Annotated in this window: 13 protein-coding genes; 11 read left to right on the forward strand and 2 right to left on the reverse strand. The window is 60.1% G+C overall.

From position 1 onward, the window contains the following. Position 1: 1 nt before the first annotated feature. Complete coding sequence (locus tag DHV10_RS05810; RefSeq protein ID WP_109485308.1) at positions 2 to 709, reverse strand: response regulator transcription factor; 708 nt, start codon at positions 707 to 709, stop codon at positions 2 to 4. Between the two features lie 171 nt (positions 710 to 880). Here DHV10_RS05810 and DHV10_RS05815 point away from each other — a divergent pair, with 171 nt between their 5' ends. From DHV10_RS05815 to DHV10_RS05850, 8 genes are all read left to right on the forward strand, one after another. Continuing rightward, complete coding sequence (locus DHV10_RS05815) at positions 881 to 3,751, forward strand: TonB-dependent receptor (RefSeq protein ID WP_109485309.1); 2,871 nt, start codon at positions 881 to 883, stop codon at positions 3,749 to 3,751. A 308-nt stretch (positions 3,752 to 4,059) separates the two neighbouring features. Beyond that, positions 4,060 to 4,812 (forward strand): SRPBCC family protein, encoded by a 753-nt coding sequence (locus tag DHV10_RS05820; RefSeq protein WP_109485310.1) that lies wholly within the window; start codon positions 4,060 to 4,062, stop codon positions 4,810 to 4,812. Positions 4,813 to 4,843: 31 nt separating this feature from the next. Next, positions 4,844 to 6,037 carry a zinc-dependent alcohol dehydrogenase gene (locus DHV10_RS05825; RefSeq protein WP_109485311.1) on the forward strand — a complete coding sequence of 398 codons (1,194 nt, stop codon included), beginning with the start codon at positions 4,844 to 4,846 and terminating at the stop codon, positions 6,035 to 6,037. Positions 6,038 to 6,380: 343 nt separating this feature from the next. Then, positions 6,381 to 7,148 (forward strand): hypothetical protein, encoded by a 768-nt coding sequence (locus tag DHV10_RS05830; protein ID WP_109485312.1) that lies wholly within the window; start codon positions 6,381 to 6,383, stop codon positions 7,146 to 7,148. A 302-nt stretch (positions 7,149 to 7,450) separates the two neighbouring features. After that, positions 7,451 to 8,023 carry an RNA polymerase sigma factor gene (locus DHV10_RS05835; protein WP_162601229.1) on the forward strand — a complete coding sequence of 191 codons (573 nt, stop codon included), beginning with the start codon at positions 7,451 to 7,453 and terminating at the stop codon, positions 8,021 to 8,023. A 90-nt stretch (positions 8,024 to 8,113) separates the two neighbouring features. Beyond that, on the forward strand, positions 8,114 to 8,788 hold the full coding sequence (locus DHV10_RS05840; RefSeq protein ID WP_162601230.1) for a zf-HC2 domain-containing protein: 675 nt from the start codon (positions 8,114 to 8,116) through the stop codon (positions 8,786 to 8,788). A 35-nt stretch (positions 8,789 to 8,823) separates the two neighbouring features. After that, a complete protein-coding gene (locus tag DHV10_RS05845; protein ID WP_109485315.1) occupies positions 8,824 to 9,666 on the forward strand; it encodes a hypothetical protein in 843 nt (280 codons plus the stop codon). 404 nt (positions 9,667 to 10,070) lie between these two features. Next, positions 10,071 to 12,224, forward strand: coding sequence for a CHAT domain-containing protein (locus DHV10_RS05850; protein ID WP_109485316.1), 2,154 nt, complete (start codon positions 10,071 to 10,073; stop codon positions 12,222 to 12,224). 66 nt (positions 12,225 to 12,290) lie between these two features. Here DHV10_RS05850 and DHV10_RS05855 read toward each other — a convergent pair whose 3' ends face one another. Then, positions 12,291 to 15,950, reverse strand: a complete 3,660-nt coding sequence (locus DHV10_RS05855) for an outer membrane beta-barrel protein (protein WP_109485317.1) — start codon at positions 15,948 to 15,950, stop codon at positions 12,291 to 12,293. Positions 15,951 to 16,157: 207 nt separating this feature from the next. Between DHV10_RS05855 and DHV10_RS05860 the strand changes: the two genes are divergently transcribed. The 3 genes from DHV10_RS05860 to DHV10_RS05870 all read left to right on the forward strand — a co-directional run bounded on the left by DHV10_RS05860 (position 16,158) and on the right by DHV10_RS05870 (position 21,321). Further along, positions 16,158 to 17,243: a LacI family DNA-binding transcriptional regulator gene (locus DHV10_RS05860; protein ID WP_109485318.1), complete on the forward strand. Its 1,086-nt coding sequence runs from the start codon at positions 16,158 to 16,160 to the stop codon at positions 17,241 to 17,243. Between the two features lie 83 nt (positions 17,244 to 17,326). Then, positions 17,327 to 19,975 (forward strand): glycoside hydrolase family 2 protein, encoded by a 2,649-nt coding sequence (locus tag DHV10_RS05865; RefSeq protein ID WP_109485319.1) that lies wholly within the window; start codon positions 17,327 to 17,329, stop codon positions 19,973 to 19,975. Between the two features lie 5 nt (positions 19,976 to 19,980). Then, positions 19,981 to 21,321 (forward strand): APC family permease, encoded by a 1,341-nt coding sequence (locus tag DHV10_RS05870; RefSeq protein ID WP_109485320.1) that lies wholly within the window; start codon positions 19,981 to 19,983, stop codon positions 21,319 to 21,321. Positions 21,322 to 21,687: the final 366 nt, after the last annotated feature.

Here is a 21,687-nt window from a genome sequence, read left to right on the forward strand (position 1 = left end):
CTCAGTCCACCGCCTCCACGGCGTCGCGATCAAGCACGAGTTGATACCCGACACCCCTGATCGTCTTCACCAGGCTCTCTTCCGCACCCGCGCTGCTCAGCTTCTTTCGCAACCGGCTCACGTGCATATCGAGGCTTCGATCGAACGGATCGAACGCCCGCCCCAGCACCGCCTGCGAAAGATCCTCACGGCTCACCACCTTGCCCGGCGACTGCATCAGCGCCTCCAGCAGGCTGAACTCCACGTCCGTCAGATCGACCCGGCTCCCCGCCTTCAGCACCCTTCGCGCCGCCGTATCAAGCTCCAGATCTCCAACCCGGAGCACCACTGGTGTCGTCGTTGACGCCGACGTGTTCCGCCGCAGTACCGCCCGCATCCGCGCCAGCAGTTCACGCGGATTGAAAGGCTTCGGCAGATAATCGTCCGCCCCGATCTCCAGCCCTACAATGCGATCCACGTCTTCGCCGCGCGCCGTAAGCAGAACCACGTTGACCTGCGACTCTGCCCGAATCCGCTTCAACACCTCGAAGCCGTCCATCCCCGGCAGCATCACATCCAGCAGAATCATCGCCCACGGCCGCTGTTGCGCCGCTCGCAATCCCACGTCTCCGCGATGCGCAGTCTTCACGCGATACCCGTTCTTGCCCAGGTACTCCGTGAGCATCGAGCAAAGCTCAACATCGTCGTCGATAAGGAGAATGTCTTCCACGTCAAACTCTCGCTGCTCAACAGCCTACGCTGGTCCGGCCCCGCAAACACACGAGAAATGTAACAAATCGTCACCTCGCCGTTACAAATCTTTACAGGGCTTTACGTATCGTGACGGCGCCCGATCTCCGCTTGAGTTTTTCTGGTATCAGCCCACTTGGAGTGAACCATCATGCTCAAGCGAACGCTCTTCCGATTCACCTCGATCGCCGCGCTTCTCATTTCAACTTCATTCGCGATCCCCACTGCGGCACAGACCGCAACCGGCGAGATCCGCGGTGTCGTCACCGATCCCACAGGTGCAGTCATCAGCGCAGCAAGCGTCGTCCTGGCATCGACCGACGGCGCAACCACCACCACGACTAGTGGCCGCGACGGCGCGTTCCATTTCGCCGCCGTCAAGCCCGGCACCTACACGCTCGTGATCGAAGCGAAAGGCTTCGCCACCGCCACGCTCGACAGCATCGATGTAGAACCCGGCAAGCTCGTGCAGCAAGCGGTGAAGATGGAGCTCCCCGTCGAGCAACAGCAGGTCGAAGTCAAGGAAGACACCATCGGCGTAAGCACCAGCGCTGATAACAATGCCAGCGCGATGGTCATCAAGGGCAAAGACCTCGATGCCCTCTCCGATGATCCCGACGAGCTGCAGAGCGAACTCACCGCGCTAGCCGGCCCTGCTGCCGGTCCCAGTGGCGCACAGATCTACATCGACGGCTTCACCGGCGGCCAGCTTCCTCCCAAGTCATCCATCCGCGAAATCCGCATCAACCAGAACCCCTTCTCCGCCCATTACGACAAGCTCGGCTACGGCCGCATCGAGATCCTCACCAAGCCCGGCACTGACAAGCTGCACGGCAACTTCATGATCATGGGCAACGACTCGGCATTCAACTCACTCAACCCATTCGTCGCCAACGAGCCCTCCTACTACACCACTTTCATGAACGGCAGCATCGGCGGCGCGCTCGGCAAGAAGGCCTCTTGGTTCGGCAGCGTCTTCAATCGCAACAACGCCTCCAACTCCATCATCAACGCCGAAGTCCTCGACGCCAATTCCAACGTCACCAACTACACCGCCGCAGTCGCAAATCCGCAATCGCGGCTCGACATCAGCCCTCGTTTCGATTTCCAGCTCAGCGACAAAAACACTCTCACGGTCCGCTACATGTTCGATCGCCAGAAGCAGACCAACAGCGGTGCATCGCTCTTCGCACTCCAATCGCAGGCCTACGACGTCTCCAATTACGAGAACAGCCTCCAGATCAGTGACACGCAGGTTCTCAGCTCCAATGCGGTGAATGAAACTCGCTTCCAATACATCCGCGCGCACGACAACCAGACCCCGCGCAGCACCGACCCCACCATCACCGTCGCGGGCGCATTCACAGGCGGCGGCAGCAACGCCGGCGCGGTACGCGATAACCAGGACCGCTTTGAACTCGAAAACTACACCACCATCGCCAAGGGCCCGCACGCCATCGAGTTCGGCGGCCGTTACCGCCTCACGCGCGACGCCAACTCCACCACCTCCGGCTTCAACGGAAACTACATCTACTCATCGCTTGCCAACTACGCCGCCAACACACCATCTGAGTACGACGTCACCGTCGGCAACGCAAACACCTCCGTCTCCGTCTTCGACGCCGGCCTTTTCTACCAGGATGATTGGAAGCTCCGCCCCAATCTCACATTCAGCTACGGCCTCCGCTACGAAGCGCAGAATCAGATCAGCGACCAGAACGACTGGGCTCCGCGCATCGGCATCGCCTGGGCTCCGAAACACGGCTCCGGTCCTGCCAAAACAGTGATCCGCGCTGGTTACGGCTGGTTCTTCGATCGCTTCAACTCCAGCAACGTCCTCACTGCGGCCCGCCAGAACGGAGTCAACCAGCAACAGTACGTCGTCAAGAATCCGGCTTTCTATCAGAACGCTCCATCAGCCGCCGAACTCGCATCGCTCAGCACCGTCGCCCCCACCATCTACCAGCTCGCTCCCAACCTCCGCTCCGGCCTCAACATGCAGACCGCGATAGGGGTCGAGCATCAGTGGGGCAAGATCGCAACCACCTCCTTCACCTACGTCAACTCGCGCGGCATTCATCAGTTCTTCACTGACAACGTGAACGCCTGGCTTCCCGGCACCTACGACGCTGCAACCAACACCGGCATCCGCCCCAACGGCGTCAATGAGAACATCTACCAATTCCAGTCCGGCGGCATCTACAACCAGAATCAGCTCATGGTCAATTACTCCGTTCGTGCCAAGCGCGTCTCGCTCTTCGGCTTCTACATGCTCGGCCTCGCCAAGGCCGACACCTCAGGCGCGAACTACTTCCCCTCCAATCAGTTCAACCCCGGAGCCGACTACGGCCGCGCCAGCTTCGACGTCCGCAACCGTTTCCTGCTCGGCGGCAATCTGCAAGGCCCGTACGGCTTTTCTTTCAGCCCCATGCTCGTCGCCAACTCCGGTTCTCCGTTCAACATCGTCACTGGCCAGGACCTCAACGGCGACAACCAGTTCAACGATCGCCCCGCATTCGCCACGTCGGCCAGCACCGACGTTCTGCAAACCAGCTACGGCACCTTCGATCTCAACCCCGCCGCCGACGCCGCTCGCATTCCTTACAACTACGGCACCGGCCCCGGTCAATTCAGCATGAACGCCCGCATCAGCAAATCCTTCGGCATCGGCCCCAAGGTTGAAGGTGGCTCCCGAATGAATGGCGGCTTCGGCGGCCCCGGCGGAGGCCCACCTCCGGGTGGCGGCCCCGGTGGCCCCGGCGCGATGGGCGGCGGTCTCGGCCCGCGCGGCCTCAGTGGCAGCGGAGGCCCGCCCCGCATGGATCAGCAGGCTGTTCCTCGCAAGTACTCGCTCACCTTTGCAGCCATGGCCCACAACATCTTCAACAACGTAAATCTTGCTCAGCCCGTCGGCGTTCTGCAGTCCCCGCTCTTCGGCAAGTCCAACTCGCTCGCGGGAGGCTTCTTCTCAAACCCGGCCTCAAACCGCAGCGTCGATCTGCAACTTACCTTCAACTTCTAGATACACTCATACCCTTCACCGATGCTGAACGGCGAGCCTCCCAGGCCCGCCGTTCTCATTTGGGCCGCCGCAGAGTTCTTGACGTAAGTAGCTCATCCCGCATCTTCTTCTCACTTCGCCATCTCCACAGGAATCGTTCCCGCCATCGGCAACTCAATCCGCACTCTCCGCCATCCTTAGGGTGTGCTGTTGCGAACCCTCAAAGCAGATCCGTAATTCAGGACCTCAATCCTGCACTCCGCACTTAAAACTCCTACTCACACGAGAACGCGCGATCAATCACGCGCCATCAATCAAAGGAGCGATTCATGAACCCCTACAACTCGCAAATCTCGGGAGACAAAGGCCCGCAGGATTTCCTCGGCTCCAAAGGCATCCTGATCGGCGCCGCCGCATTGCTCGCCTACGGCATCACACGCAGATCGAAGACGAGCCTTGCGCTCGCCACCGCTGGCGGGCTACTTGCAGCCACCTCGCTACGCTCGAACGGCAATTCACAAGCTGCTCACACGCGCGCCACTTTCCTCGTCAACACCTCACCCGAAAAGGCCTACGCACTCTGGCGCGACTTCTCCAATCTCGCCCGTTTCATGCGCCATGTGAAGTCCGTCGAAGTCCTCGATGACACCCATTCCGAGTGGGTCGTCCGCGGCCCAATGGACAAAGAAATCCGCTGGTATGCGGAAATCACCGAAGACGTAAAGAACGAACGCATCTCCTGGCGCTCGCGCCCTGACTCGCTCGTCCAGACCAGCGGCTCCGTCGAGTTCCGCCCTCATCGCGCCGGTCGCGGAACCTACGTCTCTGCCACCGTCCGCTACACGCCCGGCGGCACGCTTTCCAAGACAATCGCTACTCTTCTCGGCAAGCACCCGCAGTTCATGGTTCGCGAAGACGTGCGCCGCTTCAAGGCGCTGCTCGAAGCAGGCGAAACTCCGACCACCATCGGCCAATCCCACGGTCCGCGCGGTGTGCACGGCTCCGTCGAGCAGGTGCTCTTCCGCGAGACCGGAAACCTCGCCGACCCGCAAGCCGCGCAAGCCTACAGCAAGACTGCCTGAACGAACGAGCCACCTAAAAAGGAGATTAGATATGAAAGCAGTTTGCTGGATGGGTAAGGAGAACATGCAGGTGCACAACGTTCCCGATCCCACCATTCTCAATCCGCGCGACGCCATCATCCGCATCACCAGCACATGCATCTGCGGATCCGACCTTCACCTCTACGATGGATACGTTCCCACCATGGAGCAGGGCGACATCATGGGCCACGAGTTCATGGGTGAGGTGGTCGAAGTCGGCCCCGGCATCAGCCGCGACAAACTCAAAGTCGGCGATCGCGTCGTCGTCCCTTTCACCATCGCTTGCGGCAATTGCCCCTCCTGCCAGGACAAGCTCTGGTCCTGCTGCGACAACTCCAACCCCAACGCCTGGATCGCCGAAAAGATGATGGGCTACTCGCCTTCAGGCCTCTTCGGCTACACCCACATGTTGGGCGGCTACGCCGGCGGGCAAGCACAGTACGCTCGCGTCCCCTTCGCCGACATCGGTCCCATCAAGATCCCCGAAGGCATCCCAGACGAGAAAGTCGTCTTCCTCTCCGACATCTTCCCCACCGGCTACATGGGCGCAGAGAACTGCAACATCCGTCCTGGTGACACCGTGGCTGTCTGGGGTTGCGGTCCCGTCGGGCAGTTCGCCATCCGCAGTTGCTTCATGCTCGGTGCCGGCCGCGTCATTGCCATCGATCGCGTACCCGAACGCCTAGCAATGGCCCGCGCCGCGGGAGCTGAAACCCTCAACTTCGACGAAGTCGATATCCTTGAAGCCCTCCGCGAAATGACGGGCAATCAGGGGCCTGACGCCTGCATGGACGTCGTCGGCATGGAAGCCTCCGGTCACGGCATCGTCTACGCCATGGACAGGGCCAAGCAGATGATGCGCGCCTCCATGGACCGCCCGATCGTCGTGCGCCAGGCCATCATCGCCTGCAAAAAGGGCGGTACCGTCTCCGTCCCCGGCGTCTATGCCAGCTTCATTGACAACGTGCCCATGGGCGCATATGTCAACAAGGGCCTGACCATGAAAACCGGCCAGACTCACATGATGCGCTACATGCAGCCCCTGCTAGAACGGATCCAGCGCGGCGACATTGACCCGTCCTTCGTCATCAGCCACGTGCTCCCCATCGATCAGGCCCCGCAAGCCTACAAGACCTTCCGCGACAAGCAGGAACACTGCACCAAAGTCGTCCTCAAACCCTGGGACTCTGCCGCCGCAGCGTAGCCCAACCAACACACAAGCCGGGTGCCCCATGTCTCCCGTTTTTGGAGACATGGGAAACCCATCCATCCCCGGGTGACCCGAGCCGCGTGCTCCCGCTCCCTCGCACTTGGGCACCGGGGGAGACTCTCCATAAAACTCCCTACCCGCTCATCCGGAAAAATCTTACAAAATATCTGAAACGTTTCTCCCCTCCCCGTCACAATCCTTCGAACGCTGATTCACAAGCCTCCAGGACGTGGTCCCACAAACCACTCCGTTCTCTCGCGCTCCTGCGTCGTCGAGAATCTCCTTGCCACGCGCCAAGCACCACTTGGCCCCCTTCCCATGCAACTGAGGAACGGATATGCCCTCCCCCAAGGTCACAACCTCTCCCGACACGTTGCAGCCGGCTCTGGAACTCATCCATCTCGCAACACTCCACCCCGAACTGGCAAGCCAGAACCTGCGCAAACTCCTCCTCGCCAACCCCAACCACTTCGGCAACTTGCCCGAAGAGTCCCTCAAGGTCGTCCTCAATATGAGCAGCGACACAGCCTTTGAACGTCTCGGCTGTGTCAGCTACATCCCGTTGCTCGATCAGTTCTACGCCTCTATCGAGCTCAAGCGCGACTGGGGATACTCCCTCGCCCGCAACAACGCCAGCTCTCGCGAGTACGTCCGCTTCTATCTGTCCTTCGATCGCGGCGCAACCTGGCACAACGAGGGCATCACCGCGTTCACCGTCTGCGACGAGCCCGGCTCGCGCCTCCACATACGCCTCGTCACCAAGCGCGTCGAGTTTCCCGAACGGCTCAAGTCCTCCACGCAGCCGCCGGTCGTTCGCGCCATCCTCTCCTGGAACTCCGCCCCGCCGCCGGACGCCCCCGAATGGACGCCGCTGTGGGGAAATGTTCTCGACACCCAGATTCAAATTGTAAGACCAGATGCTTGTCGGACCGATCGTCTCCAACCAGGGTCCTGGGTCCATTTGGACGACGATACCGATTCGGAGACGCGAGTGGGACGTGTCTCCGGTTTGTCCGACTCGGGGTCGGTTGGCGTCCCCCCGCCAGCCGGCCCCTCTTCTAAACCCCACACAACAGCGGAGCTCTATCAGACATGTGCCCCATGAGGCACAGCAAAGTGTCTTCGCACTGATCGCACCTTTGCGATCGCCTTGGTTCTCACAACCTTGTCGATCTGGTCCTGGCAAGGAGCCGGATCGGCCAGCTTCTCCGAGTGGCAGCCGCTTTCCCCGAGGCGGCTGCCGCTGGAGAGGAAAGTCGGGTCGCCTTCCCCATGGTTAACCCCTCCCCTTCCGCGAAAAGCGCCGGCCGTGGCCGCTCGCACGCCTCCCGCACCCCCAACTCCCGTAATCTCCGCCAACCTTTTGGGATGTTATACTTACGTCCTCTTGGGTTATCGGGGAAAACCTTGCATTTCCACGCATTCGATGCGGTTTACATCGAAAATCTCCGCGCTGGGGACCACCGCACTCAGGAGCATTTCGTTGGCTACTTCACCGAATTGCTCCAGCTGAAGCTTCGCTCGCGGCTGCAGTCCCCTCAGGCGATCGAAGACGTGCGTCAGGAAACCTTCGCGCGCGTCTTCGCCGGCCTGCGCAAACCCGGTGCTCTGCGCCAGCCCGAGAGCCTCGGCGCCTTCGTCAATACCGTTTGCAATAACGTTCTTTTCGAGCACTATCGGGCCTCATCGCGCAACCAGTCTCTCGACGACGATCATGCGCACGAGGTCCCCGCAACCGGCCCCGATGCCCACAGTATGGCCGTCTCGGCCCAGATCAAGATCAAGGTGCGGCAGATTCTCCTCGGCATGCCCGTCCGCGACCGCTCCATTCTCAAGGCCGTCTTCATCGACGAACGCGAACGCGACGAGATATGCCGGGAATTCGGCGTCGACCGCGAATACCTGCGCGTCCTGCTACATCGCGCAAAACAGGATTTCAAGGCTGAGTACCTCAGGAAACTAGGCGGAGAAACTTATTAAAGAAATTGTGAAACGGGGTTGAATGTGCGATCACCATCCAACGATGGGATCGGCCAGGAAAAGGCGATGGACCACGGAGAAGCACTACAAATGATGGCAGCTGAGCGTTACCTCCTCGACGAGCTCACGCCCGAAGAACGCGACGCCTTCGAGCTACACCTGTTCGGGTGCCAGGAGTGCGCCCTCGATCTCCGCGCCGGAGCAGCTTTCATCAACGAGGCAAAATCCGTGCTGCCCCACTTGGACCCGCAGCCGTCGGCCTCCGTTCCCCCACGGGCCGCCGCTTCGAACACTCAGCCGAAAAAGAATCGCTGGTCCTTCCTCTGGCAACCCGCCTTTGCCGCGCCGGCCTTCGCCCTGATGCTCCTCGTCATCGGCTATCAGAACTTCTACGCAATTCCTTCTCTTCAGCGCTCCGCATCCGAGCCACGCCTCCTCTATTCCAATCCCATTCACATCGGAACCCGTGGTGCTGCGCACGCCGCAGTTCAGGCCGACCCCACTCAGGGCCTAGCCCTCTCTCTTGACCTTCCCCAGGCATCCACGTTTGCATCCTTTGCATTCGAGCTCCATGATTCCAATGGCAAGCAGATTTGGACCCGCACAGTAGGCCGTCCCATCGAAGACCAGAGCATCGTATCGCTCGTCATCCCCCCATCAGGTCTACGGCTCGGCTCGTACACCCTCACAATCTCCGGCATCACTCCGCAGAACGAGCGCGTTGAGATCGACCGGCGCGTTCTGGATGTCCAATTCAAAAACTGAACCCAGACCCCTGGTCTTGAGAAAGTGACTCCCACATGCCCGATCAAACCAAGCGGTATCACGACTACCATGCTGAAGCGGCCATCTTCGAAGGCAACCTGATCCTCCCCTTCGCGCAAAAAATCGGCTCACACACCTACTCGAAACTGAACAAGGAAGGCGGATACGTCAATCAGCATTCCCAAAACATCCGCCTCGGCGGCGCGATCTCATTCAAGTCCGCTCACACCCATGTAGCCGGCAATCTATCCGACAAGCCTGACCATGGTTGGAACACTCTCGCGACCGCGGTCATCGAAGACCTCAACATCATGGAGATCATTACCATCGACCGTCTCGTCGCGCAGATCGCCACCGATCATCCGCCGGCCGGCTATGTGCCCCGAGTCACCTTCCTCGGTACGCGCTTTGAAAACTTCCGGGTTGCCGGCAAGCCTCTCGACATCGAAATCGATAACAACATCGTCGGACCTCTGCCGCCCAACGATGCGCCCTATACGACATCCCCTGCGTTATTGAAAAACGTCACGAATCAGCGTCAGGGTTTCCAGAAGACCAAGAATCTGCCCCCTGCAATCGCAGCGCGTTACAATCAGATTCCGTCAGCAAAAAATAAGCCGGAGTCAATTGAGTGCACGCTGGTGAAGCAGGTGTCGGGTTCTTTCCCTGGGACCGCCTATGGGAACGTGCTCGACATACCCGACTTTGGCAAGGTCTATCTCGCCACGCTTTCCATCGCACACTCGGAGTTCAACAAGAAAGGCACTCCCGAGGTCACGACCTTCCATCTCAAGATGCTCGAGCTCAAGATGGGCTGCGTTATCAGCGGCGATGGTACTGGTGGCGACCTGATCACCAACGGCCACACCAGGCCGTAGTTCTCGCCTTCGCGGCCTCTGCCGCAGGAGCCGCCTCTGCGGCCTCGCCGCACTCGGCCCCGATTCACGTACATCCAGAGACACCGAAGCGCCCATCGCATTGGGGATGGGCGCTTCTTCTTTTGCTGGTACTTCCCCTCCAGGATGTCAGACCGGGCAGCACCATTGCACAATACAGGCGCATTTACCAGCTCTTCCTCAACGGCCATCTAGAAGAATGCCAGCTGAAAGCTGAACGTGAGTACCGCCGATCGCTCAGGCTAGACCCGGCGCTCGCGGACCACTTCCTGTTACTCGAAGCACAGGCTCTGGAATGGAGAGGTTTTCACGATCAGGCCCTGCAAGCTCTCGCCTCCTGGCCGCACTCACCCCCACCCCCGGAAGACATAATCCGCGAACGAACCATGGAAGCGGTCGCGTTCGATCACCTTCAGCAATCTGCCAAGGCATCCGACCTGCTCGCTGAGGCTGCCCGCCTCTGCTCGAGCGTTGATCGAGTGGAGTGCGGCGATGTTCTACGTGCGCGTGGAACCATGTCCGTCGCTCACGGAGAACTCGTCAAAGCGCGTCAGCAACTGCTCGACAGCCTCGCACACGCTCGACGCCACAAAGACCGCTTTGCAGAGGCCACTGCACTTTTGAATTTGGCAGTTGTCTCGGTCCAAACGGACCGGTTTGATGAAGCGGTCGATTGGTCCGACTCCGCCTACAAAATGGCGATCGATCTGGGCGCCGAAGATTTGGCGCAGAACGCACTCGGAAATCTCGGCTGGGCTTACTACAAGCTCGGCGACTCCGATAGGGCGCTTCGCCTGTTCGAGAAGGCTGAGAGGGACGCAAATCGGATCGGTAATTCCGCCGAAGAGATCGAGTGGTTCGCCGACACAGCATACATGTACCTGAGCAACGGTGACCTGGACCGTGCGTTAGCCTCCGATCTCAAATACCTGAAAAGAGCAAAGGAGATCGACAGCAGGGCAGACATCATCGACGCGCTCGAAGACCTCGCTCACATATCCGTGGCCAAAGGCGATTTTGAGCAAGCGCGGAGTTACATAGACCAGGTCTCACCGCTCATTCAATCCAGCGAGAACCGTCTCGATCAACTCGACATCATGGTTGCTAAGGGCGCAGTCGCTTCGGGATTGGGCCACGATGAAGAAGCCGAGAACGTTCTTCGCGCCATTGAGCACGATCCCGCCGCGGAAACATCTATGAAGCTGGAAGCGGAGCGCGAGCTTGCTCATCTGTATGAGCGTCGTGGAAATCTCGCCTTCGCCGATAGCATGTATCGCACAGCTCTCGCCACCTTCGAGTCCGCTCGCGATCAGCTCAGAACGGAAACCTCAAAACTACCATTCAGCGCAAATGCTTCCCGCATCTACGACGACTACATCCACTTCCTCATCGCTCAGAACAAATCCGATCAGGCCTTGCTCATCGCCGATCAAAGCCGTGCCCGTACCCTCGCTCAGGGGCTCGGGATCGCCCCACAGAACGGACTTCGAACTCCCACACTGCGACCGTCCGAGATCGCGCGCAAAAACAATGCGACACTCCTCTTCTATTGGATGGGAGCAAAGCAGTCGTACCTCTGGGCGATCGCCGCGAACCGCACCGCTCTGTACACCCTTCCACCTCAGCAGGACATCAGCAATTCAATTGAGCACTATCGGAATGGTCTTCTGGGATTTGGCGATCCACTCAAAGACACGGACCCCAACGGTCGCGCTCTCTACGACACGTTGCTCGCCCCAGCGTCCGAATTATTCACCCCGAACGGAAACATCATCGTCCTCAGTGACGGCAAACTGAGCCAGCTAAACTTCGAAACGCTCATCGTCCCCGCACCACACCCGCACTACTTCATCGAAGACACCATCATCTCTTCGGCGCCCTCTCTCCAGATGCTCGCTTCCTCTCGCCCGGCCAGTACAGCCGACCGCAAGCTCCTCCTCATCGGAGACGCCATCTCTCCCGGTCCCGACTACCCCAGCCTCCCCATGGCCTCCACCGAGATGCAACGTATTCAGCAGGAGGTAGGACCACGCAACTCATTTGTCTACGCTCGCGAAAACGCCACGCCTGCCGCTTACCTCAGCACCAACCCCCAGCAGTTTGCTTACGTCCACTTCGTCGCACACGGAGTCGCCAGTCCTACCGATCCACTCGACTCCGCAATCATCCTCTCGCGCTCCTCTTCTGCCGAAGATTCCTTCAAGCTCCACGCCCGCGACATCATTCAGCACCCCATCCGCGCCAGGCTCGTCACCATCTCAGCCTGCTATGGCAGCGGCGCGCGATCCTTCGCGGGTGAGGGGCCCGTGGGACTTGCATGGGCTTTCCTCCGCGCCGGCGCTCATAACGTCATCGGCGCACTCTGGGAAGTCAGCGATCAATCTGCACCGCAGATGATGGCTGACCTTTACCGCGGGCTCAACAGCGGCTTGGCGCCGAATACAGCTCTTCGCCAGGCCAAACTCGATATGCTCCACTCCGGCAAGGAGTTCCGCAAGCCCTTCTACTGGGCGCCCCTGCAGCTCTACACCGGCCTCTGACACCACAAAGACAAGAGCCAACCGCCTCCCGGCAATTGGCTCTCACAACTTCATTCTTCTTCTCGCTTAGAACGTGTACCGCGCCCCGAACTGAAACTGCCGCGGCGTGTTCACCGTGTTCGAGATCTTGCCGAACGCCGCTGCAACATCCGGCTGCGTCTGCACATCGAACACGCTCGACGTCTGCGGCATCCCCAGTTGCGCCTTGTTCGCGATGTTGTACGCGGAAGCCTCAATCCTGAAGTTCCTCTCCCCGCCCAGCGAGAAGTTCTTATACAGCGACACGTCGAAATCTTGAGCACCCATCGTTCGCACATGATCGAGATATGCAGGCGCAGTTCCCGGCACCAGCGGGCTCGACGGCAAAGCAAAGCAGTCTGGCTTGAACCACGTACTCACTGTATGCGGAGCTCCCTTCCCGGGATCGCACACCATGTCCGCCCTCTGGTTGAAGTACGACGGGAACGTTCCCGACGTCGGCGATGCAATCGGAATCCCGGTGCTCAGGTATGCGATCATGTTCGCCGTCCATCCGCCGATGATCGCGTTCCCCACTCCGCCAACGTTCACCGCTCTCCCCGGTCCGATTGGTAGGTCGTACGACGCCTGCCCCGTGAACTGATACTTCACGTCTTGCGGGCTAACCGAATGTTCGTAACGCAGATCCTTCCAGTCCTGCGCAGCGCCTCCGTGCGAGCCCACAAACGACAGTGGCGGATTGCCGTCGTCCGTCATCAACTTCGCCCACGTGAAACTCGCAAGAGTGGTGAAATGATGTGTCAGGCGTTTCTGCAGCTTCGCCTGGAGCGAACTGTACTCCGAGTCTCCTCCGGGGAACCCCGCGACATTGACGCCGTTCCCTCCCCCATATCCTCCGTTCCCAAACTGCGGATATTCCTGCAGCGACACCCACAGCGGAACTGTGTCGGAGCCGAAGTTGGAGTTTGTCGCGGGCAAAATCGAGGCCCACTGGTTCGGAACCATCTCGCATGCCGGGTCCGACGTATCGACGCAAAGTGCCGCTCCATACTTCTGAATCGTTTCCAGGCTCAGCTGATTCAGATCCACTCCGCCCAGCGGCAAAAACAGCCCGCGGCTTCCCACATATCCCACGCTCACGATCACCTGGTGCGGTAGCTGATACTCCAGTCCGAAATTGAAGTTGTACGTCGTGGTCGTGCGCTGCGAATGCAGCACCGTGTTGATCGAGTTGCCCAGATTGTTGGCCAACCCCGACGGCGATTCAATGAGCGGAACAACCCCCTGCGGGAACGGATTGCTCAACGAATAAATGCCCGTCGCGCTCGGTGCCGGATCTCCCGGCGACGACCCGACGCAGGCCGACGTCCCGTTGTACACCGTATTGCCATCGGCGTTGTAGCACGTCGCATCCCAGTTCGTGACGGAAGAGAATCCGTCGCTGTCCAGGCCGGCTCCGCCCACCATCTCCGAACTCGGCCCGTAGTAGAACCCCGCCCCGCCGCGAACCACGAAGCGGTCGAACGGCTGCCATGAGAAACCCAGCCGTGGTCCGAAATTCGTCAGATTCGTCTCGTACGGCGATCTGCTCTTCCCATTCACATACACCTCTGCACCCGTATACGACACTCCATTCACGCTGCTCGTCGCCTTCGGGTCGAAGTATTCCAGCCGGTTATGCCTTTCCGTGCGGCCGCCGAAAATGTCCCACCGCAGACCCGCCGTTACCGTAAACGTCTTGGTCGGATGGTACGTGTCCTGCACGAACGCCGCGTAGTAGGGATTCGCTTCGGCCACGAACAAGTCCTTGGTGAAGTTGTAGCTCTCGCTCCCAGGAGGTGTTCCCATGCCGATCAGGAATGACGCAAAATCACTTCCTCCGCCGCCATTGGCGGTGGTCTGGTCCGTTGCTGAGATGTCGAATGCATACGCCCCCGAAGGAGCCGGAGGTTGCCCCACATTCAGAAACCGCTTCATGTACTCGAATCCAGCGCTCACCTCGTGCTTGCCCAGCACCTTTGTGATGCTCGCCGTCGCGTCGTTGTTCTCACTCGCGTAGCGGAACGTATTCCAGTTAGCGGTTCCGCCGATACCGCCGCCCACATCCCAGAAATTCACATAAGGCAGCGTCTTGTACACCTCTTCAGCAGCCAGCGACGACGGAAATCCGAGCGTGGTGATGTCAAACCCGTTCTGCCGCGGATCGCCGCCCTGGTTTTCGAAGTGCCGTGTGAATGAGTACCGCAACTGCAGAACCGTGCTCGGGCTCAAAGTCAGATCATCGGCGAGCAGCAGGTTGCGGCCGTTCGTCTGGTTCTGCGCATAATTCAGATCCCACTCATTGTTGAACGCATTCACCAGCGAGAAGAACAGCTTGTCATACGAGAATCGCCCATAGATGCGTTGCTTCTCGCTCTGCTGCCAGTCAAGCCGGATGTCGAACTTGTGCGCTCTCAAAGGATCGAGTCCCGGCACATACAGATTCCCCGCGGCTCCGTCAGTAAGCGAATCGCACGAGTCGCCCGGCTGGTTTGTATCCGGGTTGAAGTTGCACTTTGGAAAATGAGAGAGAAACTGTAACGCGATCGGGTTCGGATTGGTGATGACATTGCCGGCAAATGGCTGCCGCGTTCCGTCCGCGTTATCCGGCAGCCGTGGATCGTAGATCGTGAAATCGTCGGCCGAAAAATCGCCCGTCCGTTCAGCCGTCGTCGGTACGGTAAACGTGTTCGATCCGTCAAACTGCTGCTGTTGCGTGTCCTCGTAATCCCCGAAGAAGAACAGCTTGTCCTTCACGATGGGTCCGCCGATCGCACCGCCCTCCTGATACCGGTGGTAGTCAGGCGTGCTGAATCCGCTGCGCTTGTTGAAGTATTCGTTCGCTGCCATCGCATTCGGCCGGAACACCCCGAACGCATCTCCATGAAACCGGTTCGTGCCCGACTTCGTCACCAGGCTGATAACGCCCGCCCCGCCGCTCTGATACGAAGCCGGCGTGTTCTGCGTTTCAACGCGCGTCTCCTCCACGCCATCTTCCGGAATCTCCAGCGCCGGAATGATCGCTCCCGCGTTGTTCTCGGCAATGCCAAGCGGGCTGCCATCCGCCATATAGTACACAGATCCGATAATTGCGCCGTTGATCGTGTACGACGACACATCCACGCCTGGCCGGCCGCTCGTAATGCTCGAGATCTGCTGCGAACTCGACGAGTTCGGGGTCCCGTTAGCCGGCGTCACACCTGCGCTCAGCTGCACAAGGTCGTAGACATTGCGCGTCAACAGCGGCACGCGATCGATCGTATCCGCACCGATCAACTGCCCTACCGTCGAATTCGTCGCCTCCACCAGCGATGCCGACTCATTCACAGAGACCACCTCGCTCACGCTGCCGATCCTCAGCGAGAGATTGGCGTTCGTCGCCTGGTCCACGGACACGCGGATATTGTTCGCCACCAGCGTGTCAAAGCCGCTCGCCGTCGCCGTCACCCGGTACACGCCAGGAGCAAGCGACACAAACGTATATAAGCCTGCATCGGTCGAAACCGTAGAGAGCTTCAGACCGGTAGCCTGGCTCTCAGCCACCACCTTCGCTCCCGGCACGATCGCACCCGACTGATCGGTCACCAGTCCGCTGATCGATCCTCGACCCGCCTGGGCCGACGCGACGCTCGCAAATCCAGCGAGCACAACAGCTGTGAAAGCGGCAAGGAACCACGCGAATGATCTTCGCGAGCGCGGGCAAGTCATTTTCAACCCCCGGGGCCAAACGTCCTTATTCAAACGTTTGAATCTCTTGACAAGTGAATGTAAGATTGTTCCGTTTCACTGTCAAGCGGAAAGTGACCTCCTCAATTTCGGGCTGCAATCGCTCTCGCAGCAAAGGAGTTCTTCTGGTCACCTCTGGGAAAGAATAGCGCTAGACTCACTCGCAGATTCGTGCAAGGAGGGCTCCAGGTGCAACGCAAGTCCGGCCACGTCACGCTTCTCGACATCGCGCGCGCCTGTGGCTATTCCGTCTCCACCGTCTCCATCGTTCTCAGCGAAGCGCCCCTCTCGCAGAACGTAGCCGCCTCCACGCGCGAACAGATCCGCAAGATGGCGCTGCACCTCGGCTACCATCCCGACGCCTACGCGCGCTCGCTCCGCCGCCGCCGAAGCCAGACGATCGCGGTCCTCGCCTACGACCTCTCCGACCCCTTCTGCATTCCCGTCGTCCACGGCATCCAGGCAAGCCTTCAACCCGCCAGCTATCTGCCTCTTCTGGTCGACGCACAGACCCAGCGCAAACTCTTCGACAACTATTTGCGCATGATCCTCGAGCGCCGCGCCGAAGGCGTCATCGTCATCGCAAGCTGGATCTTTCAAGAAACCAACCTCCTCGACGACATCGAAAAGAATCAGGTGCCCATTGTCATCGTCGGCCGCGATCTCACCAAGCGAAACGTCAGTTCCCTGCTCGTCGACAACAAGGCCGGCGGCGCCCTCGCTATGCAGCACCTCATCGCGCTCGGCCATCGCCGCATCGCCATCGTTCGCGGCCCTGAAGAACTCTTCGACACAGAACTGCGCTGGGCCGGCGTGCAGCGCGCGGCCTCAGAAGCCGGCATCACGATCGACCCTAAGCTCGTCTACCAGCTCCCCAACATCACTGACTCAACCTCCGGCTTTGAAGGCGGCCTTCATTTCGCGCAGGAGATGCTCGCTTCGAAACGACCCTTCACCGCGGTCCTCGCCTTCGACGACCTCACCGCCCTCGGCGTAGTACGCGGCCTCAACAGCGCCGGCATCAGAGTTCCTGAAGACTGCTCGGTCGTCGGCTTCGACGATGTTCTTCCCGCCGCCGTATCGACCCCCGGTATCACCACCGTTCACCAGCCGCTCAAAGAAATGGGACTCCTAGCCGCCGAGTGGACGCTGCAGGCCATCAACGGGCGCGAGCAGCAAAAAGAAAGACCCGTTCAGCTCCACAACGCGCAGCCCGAACTGATCGTGCGCATGTCTACCGCCCGGGCCCCCGCCCGCCGCAAATCCTCGCCTTGACACCTCCGGTCCTCACCGGAGATAGTGCTGATTCAAACGATTGAATAGCTAACCCAAGCCCACACGCTTTTACACAGGTAAACATGAAATCCCAATTCTTCGCCCTCTTCGCTTGCTTCCTTTCCTTCCCCGCAATCGCGGCAACTCGCACGTCCCTCCACGACGACTGGCAGCTTCAGTCCGCGTGCAAAGCCACTGCGGATGGCTCCGCAATCTCGGCCTCAAATTTCGCGACCGACGGCTGGCTCAAGACATCCGTCCCTAGCACCGTCCTCGCAGCTCAGGTCAAAGCCGGGGCGCTTCCCGATCTCTACTTCGGCGACAACCTCCGCAAGATCCCCGGAACCACCTACCCCATCGGGCAGAACTTCTCCAACCTTCCCATGTCGCCCGACAGCCCATACGCATGCGCGTGGTGGTATCGCAAACAGTTCAACGCTCCCGCGCTCAGCGCAAAAGACAACCGCCTGTGGCTCCACTTCGGCGGCATCAACTACCGCGGCGAACTCTGGATCAACGGCAAAAAAATCGCCGACTCCACGCAGATCGCCGGCGCCTACCGCACTTACGACTTCGACATCACGGACGCCATCGCTCCCGGCAAGCCCAACGTCATCGCCGTAAAAACCACCGCGCCCACCGAGAAGGACCTCGGCATCAACTGGGTCGACTGGAACCCGTGCCCTCCCGATAAGGACATGGGCCTCTGGGGCGCAGTCGACCTCGTCGAATCCGGCCCGGTCACCGTCCGCTACCCTCTCGCGACCACCCATTTCCCGGACGGCTCCCTCACGCGCGCCGACCTCACCGTCTATGCCGAACTCCACAACGCCACCGGCAACGCAATCAAAGGCGTCGTCTCCGGCACGGTCGCGGGCGTTCGCTTCGAGAAGCCTGTAGAACTCGCCCCGCACGAAGATCAGTCCGTCGCCTTCACACCCGAGCAGTTCCCTGCGCTTCGTCTTCAGAACCCGAAACTCTGGTGGCCGCGCCAGATGGGCGACCCTCATCTCGAACGTCTCACCGTCAGCTTCTCCACCCAGGGCCACACCATCGACGAACAGAGCGTCAACTTCGGAATCCGCGAAATCACTTCAGAGCTCACCGCCAACGGCAGCCGCCTCTTCCGCGTAAACGGCAAACCCATTCTCATCCGCGGCGCAGGCTGGTCGCAGGACATGCTTCTTCGCACCGACGAAAACCGCCTCCGCAGTCAGTTCGATCTCGTCGAGGACATGAACCTCAACACAATCCGCCTCGAGGGCAAACTCGAAACCGAAGACTTCTTCCGTCTCGCAGACGAACGCGGCATTCTCGTCATGCTCGGCTGGTGCTGCTGCGATCATTGGGAACACTGGAAAGACTGGACTCCCCAGGACCTCACCATCGCTACCGCCTCGCTTCGCTCCCAGATGCTCCGCCTCCGCCATCACGCCAGCCTGCTCGTCTGGCTCAATGGCAGCGACAACCCGCCGATCCCTCCAGTCGAGACTGCCTACCTCAAGGTCGAGTCCGAAACACACTGGCCCAACCCCATCCTCTCCTCCGCAACGGGAGCCGTCACCACCGTCACCGGCGAAAGCGGCGTCAAGATGACCGGCCCCTACGATTACGTGGCGCCCAGCTACTGGTACTACGGCACGCACTACGGCGGAGCCATCGGCTACAACACTGAAACCAGCCCCGGCCCAGCCATCTCATCACTCGCCAGTCGCAAGCTCTTCCTCTCCGATCCAGAAGCATGGCCTCCTACTGCCGATTGGAGTCTCCACTACGGCGGTGGCGAGTTCAAAGACCTCAAGGTCTTCGACGCAGCCATGGAAGCCGCCTACGCCAAGCCACAGTCAGCTGCCGACTACGAGCGCCTGGCCAACACCATGGAGTACGACTCCGAGCGCGCCATGTACGAGTCCTACAGCAAGAACAAATACACCTCCACCGGCGTCATCCAATGGATGCTCAACAACGCCTGGCCTTCCATGATCTGGCACCTCTACGACTACTACCTCGACACCGGCGGCGGCTACTTCGGCGCAAAGAAAGCCTGCGAGCCGCTCCACATCCAGTACGCCTACGATGACCGCGCCATCGACGTCGTCAACAGCACCTACTCCGAAGCCGACGCTCTCCGCGCCGAGGTCCACGTCTACGGCCTCGCTCTCAACGAGCTCTACAAAGAGATCACTACCGTGACCGCATACGCCGACAGTTCGCAGCGCGTACTCACCCTCCCTATCAGCCTCTACTCCGGCCCTGAGCGCATCCTCTTCGTCGACCTCACTCTCGCCGATGGATCAGGCCGCACCGTGAGCCACAACTTCTACTGGATCCCAACCACCCTCACCACCTTCGATTGGGAAGGTACCGACTACACGCACACCCCAGCCTCGCGCCACGAAGATCTCACTGCGCTCGCACACTTTCCCGCAGCCCAGGTCGATGCGCACGCCGAGATCTCCACTTCCGCCCGTGGCCGCGAGATCCACCTCCATCTCGCAAACAAGTCCAACACGCTTGCCTTCCAGCTTCGCGCTGCAGCGCGCACCGCATCCGGCGGCCTCATCGCTCCCGTCCTCTGGTCCGACAACTGGATCGAACTTAAGCCCGGCGAATCTACTACACTCACCGCTCAGCTACCCGCAGGCAACACCAACCCACCAACCGTGCAACTCGACGGTTGGAACGTCGCGCCCATCTCCCTCACGCCCACAACCGCAGTTGCATCACGCTGAGGATTATGCCGGCCGAATCCCGAATCCCATCCGAAACCGTCGGACTCAAGCGCGCGCTGCGCTTTCGGGATCTCGTCCTCTACGGCATCATCCTCATCCAGCCCACCGCGCCCATGCCCGTGTTCGGTGTGCTCTATCAGGAGTCGCGCGGCCACGTAGTGGCGGTCATCCTGCTCGCAATGGTCGCCATGCTCTTCACCTCCGCAAGCTACGGACGCATGGCGCGCGTCTACCCCCACGGCGGCTCGGCATTTCTCTACGTCGGCAAAGAGATCCACCCCAGCCTCGGCTACATCACCGGCTGGTGTCTCGTTCTCGACTACGTCATCAACCCGCTCATCTGCATCATCTGGTGCAGCAAGGCCGCAATAAACTTCGTTCCGGAAGTCCGATATTACGTATGGGCCATATTCTTCACCCTACTTTTCACCATCCTCAACTGCAACGGCGTTGAAACCTCCGCGCGCATCAACGCCGGCATGGCCGCTGCGCTCGGCATTGTCATCGTTCTCGTTCTCATCGCTTCGGTCCGCTGGGTTCTCCATCTCACGCACCCCACCGCCGGCCTCTTCTTCGATCCCCTCTACAACCGCGCTACCTTCAACACCACCGCACTCCTCCACGGCACATCCATCGCCGTTCTCACCTACATCGGCTTCGACGGCATCTCCACGCTCACCGATGAAGCACACGACCCCGTGCGCAGCGTTCCCCGCGCCATCGTCTTTACCTGCCTCATCACCGGCCTCCTCGCCGCCGTCGAAGTCTACTTCGCCCAACTCGTATGGCCGCGCGGCGCAGCCTTCCCCGACGTCACCACCGCATATGTCCACGTCGCCGGACGCATGGGCGGACCCATTCTCCTCGTCATCGTCAACGCTGCACTCCTCCTCGCCAACATGGGCTCCGGCATGGCCTCTCAGTTAGGCGCTGCACGCCTTCTCTACGCCATGGGCCAGGACGGCGCCCTGCCCCGCCGATTCTTCGGAGCCGTCAGCCTGAAGAACCGCATCCCGCGCAACAACGTCATCCTCATCGGTGCGGTCTGCCTCGCCGGCGCTCTCGCCTTCAACTACGACCTTGGCGCAGAACTGCTCAACTACGGCGCGCTCCTCGCCTTCATCGGCGTCAACCTCTCATCGGCCCTGCGCGGATGGCGCTTCGGCCGCTGGTCGCAGGCATTCCCCATCCTCATCTCACTCGCTGGAGCCGCCACCTGTGCTGTTCTCTGGTGGAATCTCAGCCCCAAAGCAAAAACAGCCGGGACATGCTGGGCCATTGCCGGCATCGTGCTCTGGCTCGCGCGCCGTCGCTTCACCATTCTTCCCGGCGAACAAACCGCCTAGAGTCCTTGCACAGGTGGTTTCGTAACAGGGCACGACTTTCACAGCTTGCTGCAAACCCCCAAACGGCTGGGTTTTGAAAGGGCACAGATTTATCTGTGCCGATAAGGGGTGCAAATAGAGCGCGGCTTTAGCCGCTGCGGGACGGTTGCGATGAGTCCTGCCAAGAAAGGCGCATTTTTCAGCAACCGGTCCAGCGCCTTCTCTTGAACAACTCGTCTCGCAAGAAGCGTCAGTGCACAACTTCAATCGCACAGATCATCGCCAAAACAAGAAACATCAGGGCACGACTTCAATCGCACAGATCATCGCCGCAGCAAGAAGCGTCAGGGCACGACTTTAAGTCGTGCCGAAAACGACGGACGAAAC

Origin of the sequence: Occallatibacter savannae (genome assembly GCF_003131205.1) — a bacterium.
GTDB classification, from domain to species: domain Bacteria; phylum Acidobacteriota; class Terriglobia; order Terriglobales; family Acidobacteriaceae; genus Telmatobacter; species Telmatobacter savannae.